The sequence below is a fragment of the Streptomyces changanensis genome (assembly GCF_024600715.1).
Lineage (GTDB): Bacteria > Actinomycetota > Actinomycetes > Streptomycetales > Streptomycetaceae > Streptomyces > Streptomyces changanensis.
Genome location: NZ_CP102332.1, coordinates 5,924,836 through 5,938,580 on the forward strand (window position 1 = coordinate 5,924,836; position 13,745 = coordinate 5,938,580).

General features: G+C 68.9%; 11 protein-coding genes and 5 pseudogenes. 11 read left to right on the forward strand and 5 right to left on the reverse strand.

Annotated features, from left to right (window positions below):
* Position 1: 1 nt before the first annotated feature.
* A pseudogene (locus NRO40_RS30955) lies at positions 2 to 1,266 on the reverse strand (IS701 family transposase).
* A gap of 109 nt (positions 1,267 to 1,375) precedes the next feature.
* On the opposite strand from NRO40_RS30955, the pseudogene NRO40_RS25810 reads away from it, so the two are divergent.
* Both NRO40_RS25810 and NRO40_RS25815 read left to right on the forward strand, forming a co-directional pair.
* Positions 1,376 to 1,978, forward strand: a pseudogene (locus tag NRO40_RS25810) (HNH endonuclease family protein); the annotation flags it as partial.
* Positions 1,979 to 2,251: 273 nt separating this feature from the next.
* Positions 2,252 to 2,473: a hypothetical protein gene (locus NRO40_RS25815; RefSeq protein WP_157901840.1), complete on the forward strand. Its 222-nt coding sequence runs from the start codon at positions 2,252 to 2,254 to the stop codon at positions 2,471 to 2,473.
* 224 nt (positions 2,474 to 2,697) lie between these two features.
* Here NRO40_RS25815 and NRO40_RS25820 read toward each other — a convergent pair whose 3' ends face one another.
* Positions 2,698 to 4,227 carry a SulP family inorganic anion transporter gene (locus tag NRO40_RS25820; protein ID WP_058942201.1) on the reverse strand — a complete coding sequence of 510 codons (1,530 nt, stop codon included), beginning with the start codon at positions 4,225 to 4,227 and terminating at the stop codon, positions 2,698 to 2,700.
* Positions 4,228 to 4,241: 14 nt separating this feature from the next.
* Positions 4,242 to 4,823, reverse strand: a complete 582-nt coding sequence (locus NRO40_RS25825; RefSeq protein WP_058942200.1) for a carbonic anhydrase — start codon at positions 4,821 to 4,823, stop codon at positions 4,242 to 4,244.
* Between the two features lie 940 nt (positions 4,824 to 5,763).
* Here NRO40_RS25825 and NRO40_RS25830 point away from each other — a divergent pair.
* The 4 genes and pseudogenes from NRO40_RS25830 to NRO40_RS25845 all read left to right on the forward strand — a co-directional run bounded on the left by NRO40_RS25830 (position 5,764) and on the right by NRO40_RS25845 (position 8,392).
* Positions 5,764 to 6,135 carry a transposase gene (locus NRO40_RS25830; RefSeq protein WP_107115089.1) on the forward strand — a complete coding sequence of 124 codons (372 nt, stop codon included), beginning with the start codon at positions 5,764 to 5,766 and terminating at the stop codon, positions 6,133 to 6,135.
* Between the two features lie 116 nt (positions 6,136 to 6,251).
* Positions 6,252 to 6,437 (forward strand): annotated as a pseudogene (locus tag NRO40_RS30960) (IS3 family transposase); the annotation flags it as partial.
* Between the two features lie 244 nt (positions 6,438 to 6,681).
* Positions 6,682 to 7,245: pseudogene (locus tag NRO40_RS25840) on the forward strand (IS3 family transposase); the annotation flags it as partial.
* Between the two features lie 157 nt (positions 7,246 to 7,402).
* Positions 7,403 to 8,392, forward strand: a complete 990-nt coding sequence (locus tag NRO40_RS25845; protein WP_079047047.1) for a phosphotransferase family protein — start codon at positions 7,403 to 7,405, stop codon at positions 8,390 to 8,392.
* 7 nt (positions 8,393 to 8,399) lie between these two features.
* Here NRO40_RS25845 and NRO40_RS25850 read toward each other — a convergent pair.
* Positions 8,400 to 8,569 (reverse strand): annotated as a pseudogene (locus NRO40_RS25850) (IS5/IS1182 family transposase); the annotation flags it as partial.
* A gap of 246 nt (positions 8,570 to 8,815) precedes the next feature.
* On the opposite strand from NRO40_RS25850, the gene NRO40_RS25855 reads away from it, so the two are divergent.
* Complete coding sequence (locus NRO40_RS25855; protein ID WP_058942197.1) at positions 8,816 to 9,349, forward strand: GNAT family N-acetyltransferase; 534 nt, start codon at positions 8,816 to 8,818, stop codon at positions 9,347 to 9,349.
* A 265-nt stretch (positions 9,350 to 9,614) separates the two neighbouring features.
* Here NRO40_RS25855 and NRO40_RS25860 read toward each other — a convergent pair whose 3' ends face one another.
* Positions 9,615 to 10,016, reverse strand: a complete 402-nt coding sequence (locus tag NRO40_RS25860; RefSeq protein ID WP_058942196.1) for a winged helix-turn-helix transcriptional regulator — start codon at positions 10,014 to 10,016, stop codon at positions 9,615 to 9,617.
* Between the two features lie 137 nt (positions 10,017 to 10,153).
* Between NRO40_RS25860 and NRO40_RS25865 the strand changes: the two genes are divergently transcribed.
* The 4 genes from NRO40_RS25865 to NRO40_RS25885 all read left to right on the forward strand — a co-directional run bounded on the left by NRO40_RS25865 (position 10,154) and on the right by NRO40_RS25885 (position 13,632).
* Positions 10,154 to 11,014, forward strand: coding sequence for an SDR family oxidoreductase (locus NRO40_RS25865; RefSeq protein WP_058942195.1), 861 nt, complete (start codon positions 10,154 to 10,156; stop codon positions 11,012 to 11,014).
* A gap of 55 nt (positions 11,015 to 11,069) precedes the next feature.
* A complete protein-coding gene (locus NRO40_RS25870; protein ID WP_257375585.1) occupies positions 11,070 to 11,771 on the forward strand; it encodes a DsbA family oxidoreductase in 702 nt (233 codons plus the stop codon).
* Positions 11,772 to 11,990: 219 nt separating this feature from the next.
* On the forward strand, positions 11,991 to 12,380 hold the full coding sequence (locus NRO40_RS25875) for a nuclear transport factor 2 family protein (RefSeq protein WP_058942194.1): 390 nt from the start codon (positions 11,991 to 11,993) through the stop codon (positions 12,378 to 12,380).
* Positions 12,381 to 12,807: 427 nt separating this feature from the next.
* Positions 12,808 to 13,632, forward strand: a complete 825-nt coding sequence (locus NRO40_RS25885) for a DUF5655 domain-containing protein (protein WP_306674887.1) — start codon at positions 12,808 to 12,810, stop codon at positions 13,630 to 13,632.
* The last annotated feature ends 113 nt before the right edge of the window (positions 13,633 to 13,745 follow it).

Here is a 13,745-nt window from a genome sequence, read left to right on the forward strand (position 1 = left end):
CTCAGACCTGCGCCGCGTCTTTTGGGGCTCGTGCCAGACGTTGCAGCGTGCAGAACGCGTGCGCGACGGAGACGAGGGTGACGTGGTGGTGCCAGCCGTTCCAGGTGCGGCCCTCGAAGTGGGCCAGTCCCAGGGCCTGTTTCATCTCGCGGTAGTCGTGCTCGATGCGCCAGCGGAGTTTGGCGAGGCGGACCAGTGTGGTCAGAGGCATGCCGGAGGGCAGGTCGGACAGCCAGTACTGCACCGGTTCGCTCTCGCCGGCGGGCCATTCGGCCAGCAGCCAGCACAGGAGCAGGTCCGGGCCGTCGGCGGTCAGGCGGACCTCGCGTCCGGCGGGCCGGATGCGCAGGGCCACGAAGCGGGAGTACATCCGCTTGCGGCCCGAGCGGCCGGTGCCGGGCCGGGAGCCCTCCCGCCACTGCACCGGCCTGGCCGCCTTCCGGCCCGCCGCGATGACCAGCTCTTTCACCGGCCGCGGCTTGTCGGGATACTTCGCCACCGGCGGGCGTCCCGCCCCGGAGTACGGCTCGGCCACCAACGCCGCGTCGGCGCTCTGGGCGGAGAGCGTGGTGGAGATCCCCACCACATAATTCAGGCCGCGGGTCTGCAGTCCGTGCCGGAACGCGGCGGCGTCGTCGTATCCGGCGTCCGCGACGGCCAGCGGCACCTCGAGTCTCCAGGAGCGGGTCTCATCGAACATGTCCAGGGCCAGCTGCCACTTCTCCACGTGCCCGACATCGTCCGGGATACCGCAGGCGGTGCGGCGGGCGATCTTGTCCGCATGGCCTTCGGCGAGGCGGGATCCCATGACTGGGGCAGAAACAGCCGCCAGTTGACCGCCGCAGAGGCGTGACCGGACGCGAGGTGGAGCGAGACGCCGACCTGGCAGTTGGTGACCTTGCCCGCGGTTCCGGTGTACTGCCGCGACACACACGCCGAGGCGCTCCCGTCCTTGAGGAACCCCGTGTCGTCGAAGACCAGGGCCTCGGGCCCGATCGCCTCCTCCATCCGCCAGGCCAGCTGGGCCCGGATGTGTGCCGGGTCCCAGGGGCTGGTGGTGATGAAGTTGGCCAGCGCCTGCCGATTGCCGTCCTTACCCAGGCGGGCGGCCATCGGCTCGACCGACTTACGCTGCCCGTCGGTCAGCAGCCCGCGCAGATAGACCTGCCCCCACCGGCGCTGGTCCTTGCGCGCGAACGGCTCGAACACCTCCGCCGCGAACGCCTCCAACTCACCACGCACCGCAGCAATCTCCTCCGGAGTCACACACCCTCAACGCCACGCCGGGCCCCAAGGACACGCACCACCCCAGCCGACCTGACCAAGCCCTACTAGCCCTGACCCCGCTCGCCGTCCCGGTCTCCGCCCACGCCGCCCCGCGGCTCCGGCGGCGGCCGCGCAGACGTTCCCGCTCTCCTACGCGATCGGGCAGATCCCGTTCGCGGAGGAGAGCCGGGCCGGGTACACCCGGGACAAGTTCCGCCACTGGAACACCGGTCTCGATCCCGCTGACGGCTGCAACACCCGTGCCGAGGTCCTCCTGGCCGAGGCGAGCGAGGCCCCGTCGGTCGCGGCGGGCTGCAAGATCGGTGAGGGGGAGTGGCTGTCGTACTACGACGAGCAGGAGGTCACCGATCCAGCGAAGTTGGACATCGACCACATGGTGCCGCTCGCCGAGGCGTGGGACTCGGGTGCTTCCGCCTGGGATGCGAAGCGGCGTGAGGCGTACGCGAACGACCAGGACGCGGCGACCAGCCTGGTCGCGGTGACCGCGCGGTCGAACCGTCAGAAGGCGGATCAGGACCCGGCGACGTGGATGCCGCCGGCGCCGGGCGCGACCTGCCGCTACCTGGCAGAGTGGACGGCGACCAAGCTCCGCTGGGGCCTGGCCGCCGACCAGCGCGAGATCGACGCCATCAACGTCTACGCCGGCGGCCCGTGCGAGACGACCGTCGTTCACTACATCCCGGCCCCGTAACCGTCCGCAGCCGCGGGACCACACGCCACAGGCGAGGTGGGGCCAGGGCAATGCCCCTCCTTGCCTCAGGCGGACTCCGTCACGGCCGCGTCCCATCTGTCGTTCGTCCGGGTCATCACCGGCCCGGAGCGCCGGCTCAGCGGGTGTTGCCCGCTACGGTGATCGTGGGTGGTGAGCCGACTGGTCGTTGGTGCACTCCCTGTGTGCCCCCGCATCTCTCGGTGCGGGGGCACAGCGCGTTTCTCACCCGTGCCCCGGCTCGTTGGGCGGGACGTGACCCTCTTTGCTCTCGACCGTGCCGCGTTCGTTCAGGCCCGCTGCTTGGTGTGCTGGCGTACGGGCCCGGTCGCCCGGCATACCCCTGCGGACACCCTGCGCGACGCGGCCCGTGAGCACCTGACCCAGGCCCACCCAGGCACGCCCGACGACGCATTCGAGGTGGAGCCCGTCCGCGCCGTCATGGGATGGGACGGTTTCGAGCCCTCGCACGAGTGAGCGAATCACTTCGTCGCCCCGTGGGGGTACAGGACGAGCAGGCGGCAGCCGGTCTGGGACTGCGGCCAGTGCACGCTGCCTTCCTGTGCCGTGATCAGCGTCCCGGGGCCGTGGACGCGCTCACCGTATGCGCGCCCTCAGCGCCAAAGCGTTCCCCGGTACCGCGGTGATATCGGACAGACAGGCATGCTGTCGAGACCATCCACTTGTTCCGGCATTGCTGTTCAGCCGAGGTTGCGCACGCGGCCACTCGACGACGAATCCGGGCCGACCGCGCCGTCGTCCGCGCGGGCGGGAGCATGGGTGGTCGTGACCTTCACCGGTTCGGTGTCGGGTGCGCTGTGCCGCTGGGCCCAGTTCTCCAGGGCCGTGCGGCAGGCGTGGTCGAGGTGGTGCAGCCCGGACAGGTCCACCTCGATCGGGTGGTCCCGCGGAAGGGCCTCCAGGTTGTCGAGTATCTTCGGCAGCCGCAGGAACGTCGCGTTGCCCGACAGGTAGACCTGGATCGGCCCGGCGCCCTTGTCTATGACCTCCGTCTTCAGGTGCGACGCCTCCCAGGCAGTTTTGACCACCGCCAGGGCCAGCCCGATGAGCACACCCTCGAACATGTTCACGACGACGATCGACACGGCCGTGACCACCAGGATCAGCGCCTCGCCCCTGTGGCTTCGCCACAGCCCGGCGACCTGGCGGAACGGGATTAGCTTCCAGCCCGCGTGCACCAGGATGCCGGCGAGCGCGGGCAGCGGGATCAGCGCCAGCGCGGAGGGCAGCGCGGCGGCGAACAGCAGCAGCCACACGCCGTGCAGCACACGGGACGCCTTGGTCTTCGCGCCCGCGCTGACGTTGGCGGAACTGCGCACGATCACCGCGGTCATCGGCAGCGCGCCGAGCAGACCGCACACCGTGTTGCCACCGCCCTGAGCGATCATCTCCTTGTCGTACTGGGTGCGCGGAGCGTCGTGCATCCGGTCCACCGCGGCCGCGCTGAACAGCGACTCGGCGGAGGCGATCAACGCGAACGCGATGATCGTGCCCCAGATGGCCGGGCCGGCGAGTTCACCGAAGGCGTCGAGGCCGGGCGGCTGGATGACGCCGAGCAGACCCTCCACCTCGACGGTGGCGACCGGCAGGCCGAAGGCGAGCGAGACGACTGTGGCCAGCAGTACCGCGGCGAGGGCGCCGGGCACGGTCTGCGCCTTCTTCGGCGTCTTCTTCCACAGCACGATGACGGCGATGGTGCCCGCGCCGATCGCGAGCGAGGCGAGCGCCTTGGTGCTGCCGAGCGCATCGGCGAACGCCCCGGGCAGGCCGACGATCTTGCCGATGCCGGCCTCCGGGGCCTTCATGCCTGCCGCCGCGTAGATCTGCCCTGCGATGATCACCAGGCCGATGCCGCAGAGCATGCCTTCGACGACGGAGACGGATATCGCCCGGAACCAGCGGCCGATCCTGAGGAAGCCCATGGCGAGCTGGAGCAGTCCGGCCATCAGTACGATCACGCCGAGCGCGGATACTCCGAACTCGCTGACCGCTTCGAAGACCAGGACGGTCAGGCCCGCGGCCGGCCCCGAAACCTGAAGACTGCTGCCGGGCAGAAGGCCGGTGACCAGGCCGCCCACGATGCCGGTGACCAGGCCCAGCTCCGCGGGGACTCCGGAGGCGACCGCCACGCCGACGCACAGCGGCACGGCGACCAGGAAGACGACGATGGAGGCGGCGAAGTCCTGCCGCAGGTGAGGGAACTTCGACATCGCAGTCAGTCCCTTCACAGCGCCTCGAACGTGTCGGACTCCGCACGGTGTGCGCGTACGGCCCCGGTATGCACCTCGTAGTACCAGCCGTGCAGCTGGAGTTGGTCCGCCTGCAGGCGCTGCTCGACACACGGGTATGAGCGCAGCCGCAGCAACTGTGTCAGGACGTGGTTCTGCACGGCCTCGGCGACCGTCGGGTCGGCGGGGTCGGAGCACTTGGGTTCGTCGGCGGCGTGCGTGAGCCAGTCACGCACGGCGGGTACGGCGCTCAGGTCGTCGCCGCGCACCAGCGCGCCGACGGCGCCGCAGTGGGAGTGGCCGCAGACCACGATGTGCTGGACGCCGAGCACTTCGACGGCGTACTCGATGGTGGCCGCCTCGCCGGTGGGGTGCTCGGAGGCGTACGGCGGGACGATGTTGCCCGCGGTGCGCAGCTCGAAGAGCTGGCCGGGGCGGGCGCCGGTGATCAGGGCCGGGACCACCCGGGAGTCGGCGCAGGTGATGAACAGGACTTCTGGCGTCTGGCCTTGGGCGAGGCCGGCGAACTTCTCAGGGCGCTGCCCGAACGTGCGGGCGTTGTCGATGAGGGGTTGCATGTGTGGTGACTCCTCCTGGCGCGCCGTGGGGGGCGCGTCGGGCTGACGGGAGCGGGGGCGGACGCCGCTCGGCGGCGGGACCCGGAGGCGGCCGGTGTGCGGGCCACGCCGGGGCGCGGCGGATGCAGGTGCGGGCCACCCCCTCTCCTCTTGGTACGCACGCCGAACTTCGCCAAGGAAAGCCAAAGGGAAGGTCAATGAAGGGTAATGGTGCAGGTGGGGCCGGGCTGTGAAGAGTTTTTGAACTGGCGGTGTTTCCGACGGAAAACAACTAGAAGTCGACCGAAAACCGCCCCGGGGCCAAAGGGGCGCGATGCGTCGGCGGAGCGCGCGGCTGAGAGTTCGTCGTCTTCCTTGGAGGAGGCGGTGGCGGGCTTGCCCTGGGAGAGCAGCGCGTCGGCGGCCCACGCCTGGGTCGGCGCAGCGGTGACGCTGAGTGAAGAGGCGAGGGGTGATCACCACGTCGACGACGCCGCAGCGGCCGGTTCCGCGGGACACCGACGTCGGGGTACGACGGCCGGGTCCGCGCGGCACCGGGACCGCTGGGGATATGCCGACTGCGGGCATGCGGAGGGCTCCTTGAATGAGACCGCAACGGGAGAGCGCTCTCCCGAACCCTGCCCGCCGCGACAGCCACGGTCAAGGATCCTCACAGGACTTTTCTTTGGACTTCTATTAAGTACTTGGCGCTGTCGGGAACCTTGAAAGCTCCTGCCTCCCAGGTGGTCGTCGGGCTGAAACGGTGGTGCCCTGTAGCAGTCGCGTGGGACGGTGCGTTGCTTGTCGAACCTGCCCTCAGCGAGATCTGGGGCAAGGTGTCGGCCCTCACCTTGAGAACGATCAAGCCAGCCTGCGGGTGGGTGGCGACACGCCAGGACCGGGGCTCGGGAATGTGCTGCCAGTCGAGAAACCCCTGAAGAACTGAGGCGACCCCGGTTGTGTGGACACGCTGACAATGGATCTTGCAGATCCGAGGAAGGGTGTCCTGGTGGGACGGAAGTCTCCGTATCCGGTGGAGTTCAGGAACGATGCCGCCGCGCTGTACCGCGCGGCGGGCGGGAAGCGTACGTATGCGGCGGTCGTGGCGGACGTCGGCGTGACCGGCGAGACGCTGCGGAGCTGGGTGCGCCAGGCCGACGAGCACGCGGGCCGGGATCACGGCCGCGAGGACCAGACCGAGCAGAGCCGGGATGAGGAACTGGCCCGGCTGCGCGCGGAGAACGGCCGGCTGCGCAAAGAGGAGAAGGAGTGGGAACTCGAGCGGGAGATCCTGCGTCGGGCGGCGGCCTCTTTCGCGAAGGAGATGAAGTGAAGACCCGCCGCTGGGACTTCGTCTCCGCCCACGCCTCATTCTTCGGCGTCCAGCGGATATGCCGGGTTCTTCAGGTCTCGCGCTCGGGCTACTACCGGTGGCTTGCCGGCGCGAAGGCCCGCGAGGTCCGGCAGGCTGCCGAGGATGCCCTGGTCGCGGAGATCCGCGAGGTCCATACCGTGCACAAGGGCACCTATGGGGTCCGCCGCGTCCACGCCGAACTGCGCGGCTTCGGGCACACCGTCAACCGCAAGCGCGTCGAGCGCCTGATGCGCAAGCACCGGCTCGAGGGCCGCCACCTGTGGCTTTATCGACGTCACACGACAGCGGTTGTCGACGGCCTCGGGAGGCACTCACCGCGCCCAGATCTCGATGTCGACGAGAATGGAAGGCACCTGCCGGCACTCGGCAACGGCGGGACGAGGGCCGTAACCTGCGCCCGTAGCCAGCGTTTTCGTCCCGGGCCTCGGACGCAGCACACGGCGTCTTGCCGGTCGGCACCGAGCTGCTGCCCGAAGCCATCGGCATCTAGCACGGGCAGCGCCTCCCGAACCGCCCGAGAAACGCTGCTCATCGGCATCGACAGAACCAGCCGGGCATTTGGACGAGAAGTGGTGCGGCGACATCACATACGTGCGGGTCGGCGGCGCGTGGATGTATCTCGCCTGTGTCCTGGACATCTGCTCACGCCGGGTGCTCGGCTACTTGATGGCCTCACACATGCGGGCCGAGCTGGTCATCGACGCGCTGAAAATGGCAGTCACGGCTCGCGGCGGCAACGTCGGCGGAGTGATTTTCCACGCGGACAGGGGCGCCCAGTACACATCGGCCGCGTTCGCGCAGGTCTGCGAGGGTTTCGGGATCCACCGGAGCATGGGTCGGGTCGGCTCGAGCTATGACAACGCCCTCGCCGAGTCGTTCTGGCAGGGGTTCAAGAGGGAGACGATGCACCGGAGGTTGTTCTCCACGATGCTTCAGGCGAGGCTGGAAATCTTCCAGTGGCTCACCTACTACAACGCCCGCAGGCGCCACAGTGCTCTCAACTACCTCTCACCCGTGGAGTTCGAACAGCAGCATCTGCGAGCAGTTAAACTCTCAGTCGCGGCATGAGCCCCTGTGTCCACACTCCGGGGGACGCCTCAACCGGAACCGACTCCTATCGCCTCGCCAGGACACGGGCACGAGCGGAAAAGCCTGCCATGACCAGCTGATTGCTGGAGGGCGGCCGCGGCCCGATAGCGCCCTGAGCCGAGGTTAAGGTCGGCGGATGCGCCAGTTCATGGAGACTGAAGCTTTGTCGGGGATCGTGCGTGAGGCACTGGGGGCGGGGGTCCATGTTGTCGGAATGGACCGGTTGCGAGGCGGGAGCAAGAAGGGGGTCTACCGAGTTCATGTAGACGGGCCGCGTGCAGCAAGTGTGATCGTCTACAGTTGGGCCGAGGCCGAAAACTTTTGGTCAGCTGCGGAAGGCATCAATGCGGCCCACCCGTTCGCTCCTGCATCCGGGCTGGTCCCTTTTCTAGCCGCTCAGCGGAGGCTGGCCCGTCTCGGGGTCCGGGTTCCAGAAGTACTCCTGACTGACGACAGCCGACGGTGCTACCCGGCGGATGTGGCGGTGGTCGAAGACGTTGCAGGCGGCACTCTGGAAACGCTCCTGGAGACGGAACCCGCACGTGCGCCAGATGCCTTGAGCGAGCTGGCAGCAATGCTCGACGTGATGTACCAGCAGCACAGTCAGCAGTACGGCAGAGTGGACGTGCTTGAACGGGGCGACAAGGCAAGTGGCGTTTCGTGCGAGCAGCTGGTGCTTGAGTGTGCCCTCGGGGATCTCGCCGAGGCGACGGAGCGCGACCGGAGGATCCGGCCAGCCTCGGTCCTCTTGCACGATCGCCTGCAGGAGCTGGCCGCACGGGTTTCGCCGCGTAGCAGACACGGACTGATTCACGGCGAACTCGGGCCCGACCACGTCTTGGTCGATGCCTCCGGCCACCCCGTCCTCATCGACATCGAGGGCCTGATGTTCTTCGATGTCGAGTGGGAGCACGTCTTCCTTCAGCTTCGCTTCGGCGAGCACTACCCAGCCTTGTCACGCCCCGGACTCGATCCCGCACGGCTCGACCTCTTCATGCTCGCGATGTGCCTCTCACTGGTGGCCGGCCCCCTACGCCTCCTCGACGGCGACTTCCCCCACCGCGCACTGATGCAGAGGATCGCTGAGCACAACGCGCATGAGGCGCTGGCCCTTCTGGTTCAGTGAGCCTCTTTCATCCTCTGTAGTCGCAGGCCAGTAGGGTGTGGACGGCCTGGACGATGGTGCCGATACAGCGGGTGGAGCTCTCGCTCGTCGGAGTAGTCGCCAGGACTTCAGCTGTGCGAAGGCGCGTTCACCCGGAGCCCTCAGCCGGGCGTGGTCCCGGTTGAACTCCTGGCAATGGGGTGTGTCAACTTAACTCGTACAGTGTGCGGCCCGCCGGGTTCTGCGCTCCTGCTTATGAACCGACGTATCAGCCGGGGGCGCAAGAGGCAGACCCGCACCGCCAATCCCAAGCTCCGCTTGTACAGCGTTCCGCCGGCTTCCGCGGTGACATGACGGTGACCCATGCGGACGGCACTACGGAGATCGTGCCCGCGCGGAAGACGATCAGGAAGCCGCCGGCGGGGGCGCCATACTCTGGGCCTCATGTCTCATTGCGATCATGTTCGACTGCGCCCTGTTGCCGAGAAGGACCTCGATCTGTTCGAGCGCCTGCATGAGGATCGTGCCGAGCTCGGAGAGCACGGCTTCTTCGGCTACCGCAATCCGGGGCAGCTTCGCCGGCAGTGGGCCGAGCACGGTTTCCTCTCTGCTCAGGGCGGGCGGTTGACGATCGCCGCGGACGACGACCGGTTCGTCGGCGAGGTGCAGTGGCACGAGGTGCTTCAGGGCCCGGCGTCACCGTGCTGGAACATCGGCGTCTCCCTGCTCACCGCCGAACGCGGCAAGGGGTACGGCAAGCAGGCCCAGCGTCAGCTTGTTGAGTACCTGTTCGCTCACACCAAGGTCAACCGGATCGAGGCAAGCACCGAGGTGGTGAACGTCGCCGAACAGCGCGCCCTGGAAGGGGCGGGCTTCACCCGCGAGGGCATCCTGCGCGGCGCCTGTTTCCGTGCCGGCGCATGGCGCGACATGGTCCTGTACTCAGTGCTGCGCGCCGAGGTCGTCACCGGGGCATGAACCTGCGGGCAGCAGACCACGCGTCACCACCGGCGGGCTCCTCAAGGCCCCGGACGGGGAGGACTGAGTAGCGCTGTCGCCTTGATCACGCTGACGGCGACACCTGCAGGTGGGCGGCACAGGCCCGATCCGCTCCCGACGCGGCGACCGGTGAGGTGATCAGACCAGGCTGGATCTGCTCTTTGTTTCACCGGTCACACGGCGACGCCATGACGTGTGAAGCGTGTCGTCGGCCGCACGGCCTGCCCCGGCCGCGAGCCGGGGATCAGGCCGGGGTGGTGGTGTGCTGTTCCTGGGCGGCGAGGACTGCGGGCATGTTGGCCTCGATGTGGCCGATGAAGGCCATGAGGTGGTCGGCGGTGCTCTCGCCCAGGGGGGTGAGGGAGTAGTTGACGCTCGGGGGCATCGCGGTGAGGACCTCGCGGCTGACGAAGCCGTCGCGCTCCAGGGCCTGGAGGGTCTGGGCGAGCATTTTCTCGCTGACCCCGTCGATGCGCCGGCGCAGGGCGTTGAAACGCGCGGGCCCCTTGCGCAGTCCCGCCAGCACCAGGACGCCCCAGCGGCCCGTGAGGTGGTCCAGGACCTGGCGGGAGGGACAGTGCTTGGCGAAGACGTCGAACTCCAGCGCGGCCGCCTGGCGCTCGTCCTCGGTGGACAGCTCGTTCATGAATGGCTCCTTCTTCCCTTTCACGTTACCCCCACCACAGTGCTGCGCAAAAGTTGGCACTAACTTTTGGTTAGTGTACGGTCGGTGGAGCCGGCTGGACATCGACCGGCACCACCCCCGTACAGAAGGAACCCGCCATGATCGTTGTCACCGGTGCCACCGGACAGTTCGGCCGCCAGGTCATCGAGCACCTGCTCCAGCGCGGAGTGCCCGCCGACCGGATCGCCGCGGCGGTGCGCACCCCCGCCAAGGCGGCAGACCTCGCCGCCCGGGGCGTCGAGATCCGCCTCGCCGACTACGAGCGACCCGAAACCCTCCTGACCGCCTTCGACGGCGCCGACAAGCTCCTGCTCGTCTCCTCCACCGGCCCGGACGACGCCCGCATCGCCCAGCACCGCGCGGCCGTCGAGGCCGCGGCCAAGACCGGCGTCGGCCTGATCGCCTACACCTCGGTCACCGGGGCCCCCACCAACCCGCTGGGCTTGGCGCGCGTGCACCGCGACACCGAGGAGGCCATCGCCGACTCCGGCCTGCCCGCGGTGCTGCTGCGCAACGGCTGGTACACCGAGAACTACACCGCGACCCTCCCCGACGCCGTCGCGCGCGGCGCCATCGCGGGCAGCGCAGGTCAGGGCCGGGTCGCCTCCGCCACCCGCGCGGACTACGCCGAAGCCGCCGCCGTGGTCCTCACCCGCGACGATCAGGCCGGTGAGGTCTACGACCTCACCGGTGACACCGCCTGGTCGCTGCCGGAACTGGCCGCCGAGGCCGCCGCGCAGTCCGGCAGGCCGGTCACCTACGCGGACCTGCCCGCCGAGCAGTACCGGCAGATCCTCACCGGAGCCGGCCTGCCGGACTTCGTCACCGACCTGATCGTCGACGCCGACGTGCAGGTCTCCCACGGCGCACTGGCCCACGTCACCACCGACCTGAGCGCACTCCTGGGCCGGCCGACCACCCCGCTGTCCGCCGCCGTCACCCAGGCCCTCGCGGCCTGACACCCGCCGGACAGCCCCCGCCACCACCTGCACAGACGCAAGGAACAGCATGACCATGCGCGTAGAGATCTGGGGCGACGTCATCTGCCCCTGGTGCTACATCGGCACCGCCCGCTTCGAAAAGGCCCTGGCCGGCTTCGCCCACCGCGACCAGGTCGAAGTCGTCCACCGCTCGTTCGAACTCGACCCCGCACACGACAAGGCTCACATCGAGCCGGTGCACAAGATGCTGGCCGACAAATTCGGCCCCCAGGGTCCCGGCATGGACCGGCAGGTCGCGAAAACAGCGGCCGGTGAAGGGCTCGCCTACCGCACCGACCGCCAGGTCGGCAGCACCCTGGACGCCCACCGCCTCCTGCACCTCGCCAAGGCACACGGCCGCCAGCACCAGCTGCTGAACCTGCTCTTCGACGCCAACTTTGCCCAGGCACGCACCATCTTCACCCCCGACGCCCTCCTCGACCTGGCCCTGAAGGCCGGAATCGACGAGGACGAGGCCCGCCGCGTCCTTAACGACCCCGACGCCTACCTCGACGCCGTCCGCGCCGACGAACAGGAAGCTGCCCGCCTCGGAGCCACCGGCGTGCCCTTCTTCGTCATCGACCGCCGCTACGCCCTCTCCGGCGGTCAGCCGGCCGAAGCCTTCGCCCAGGCACTGAACACTGCCTGGACCGAGCGCCCGCCCACCCAGACCGCCCCGGCAGGAGCCGTCTGCGGCCCGGACGGCACCTGCGCCGTCCCGCCCGCCAGGCCGTAACCAGCCAGTGGCCCAGCACGGGCCCTGCCCTTCCCCGCCCCACGCCCGGCCCGTAACGACGATCACGCAGGCAGGCGATCCGCTGCGTGCCTCTCACCCGTCTGGCCGTCGTGCATGGCGCGGGGCCTCACCCACCTCAACCCTTTATAGGGGCCCGTCCGTCCGTGCCGCCCGTGTGCCCGGCCGCAGGCAGACCCCGAACCTTGAACGGAGCATCCGATGTCTGACACCGAGCGCAACAAGCAGGTCGTCGTCGACTACTACCAGACGGCGTTCGGCGGCAACCCGCAGAAGGCCATCGCCGATCACTTCGGCCCGGTCTACATTCAGCACAACCCCGACGCCCAGGACGGCCCCGAGGCGTTCACCGGTTTCGTGAACTGGCTGCGTGGCGAGTACCCGAACCTGCGCCTGGACATCAAGCGGGTCATCGCCGAAGGTGACATGGTCGTCACCCACTCCCACCTCGACCTCGAACCCGGCAACTCCGACAACCCCGGTCGTGCGCTGGCGGACTTCTTCCGCCTGGAGAACGGCAAGGTCGTCGAGCACTGGGACGTCATCCAGGACGTCCCCACCCAGGCGGCCAACGACAACGGCATGTTCTGATGCCGACACCGCCACCCGCACCCACGGCGGCTGACGCGCCCGCCGCCGTGGGTGCGCCGCCAGTACCTGGCGTCGGCCACCGGTGACCTCGACCTGTGGCGCACGGCAGTGGCCGCCGACGTGGAGTGGATCGAGGCGGCCGGATTCCCCCTGGCCGACACCTACGATTTCAGGTCATGGCTACGCATAAAGACAGGGGCCTGGCACCGTGCCCGTGGCCGCCAAGTCGACGTCCAAGGCTACCCGAGTGCCTAACATCGACGGCGCCGATCTCGCCGCTAGGAATAGTCCGGTTCCTTGGTGGCGGGGCCCCTCGGGAAATAATCCCGGTGTCCTGCGGCGTTCCCGCTCGGCAATCGCTGAGTGGGGGTGGCTGGACCTGAAGCTGTTCCACAAGACGAACGGCGTGACCGAGGTCACGCCGTGGTTGGCTGAGGCTGAGGCTGATGTGCAGGCGCTCGTCGAGAGCGCGATGGAGGCCATGCTCGGGGTCCGCTTCCTGGCCACCGAGTACAGCACTGGTCCCGTGCACGGAGGGCGCATCGACTCGCTCGGGCTGGATGAGAACGGCTCGCCGGTGATTGTCGAGTACAAGCGGGCGACCGATCCGGGCGTCCTGTCGCAGGGCTTGTTCTATGTGGCGTGGCTGATGGACCACCGGGAGGAGTTCGAGGCTCTGGTCCGCGAGCGGCTTGGGGCCGCGGCGGCCGCCGGGGTTCTGTGGAGTACTCCGCGGCTGATCTGCGTCGCCGGTGGCTTCACACGCTACGACCTTCACGCGGTGCGCGAGCACCGCCGGTCCATCGACCTGGTGCGCTACACGATGCTCGGTGAGCACCATATCGCGCTGGAGACAGTCGCGTCGGTCGCTGCCCAGGGCAGCGTGCGCCGGGAGCGCATCCGCGGCGGGCGGGGGACCTCACCTCGTCGGCGGACCGACGCCATGGCGGAGCTGGCGGCCGTCGTCGACGAGACGCTGCTGGGCCTGGGCGAGGGCGTGACGAAGGTCGAGCGCAAGCAGTACTACGCGTACCAGCGGCTGCGGAACTTCGCCTGCGTCACGGGACGGCAGGACAAGCTGCTGGTGTACCTCAAGGTCGCGCCGGCCACGGTCGAGCTCGTGCCGGGCTTCACCCGGGACGTGACGGGGCTAGGCCATCACGGCACGGGTGACCTGGAGGTCCAGCTGCGCTCCGAGAAGGACGTGGAGCGGGCGCTGGAGCTGTTCCGGCTGTCGTACGCAGCGGCGTAGCCAGTGCGGCAAGCGTGGATGTGTCGGTCGGAGGCGCCTTTCGACGAAGGGGCGGGGGAGTGGCGGTGGTGTCGTCCATCCTCCGCAGGATCCCCGGTTTCGGAAACCGGGGA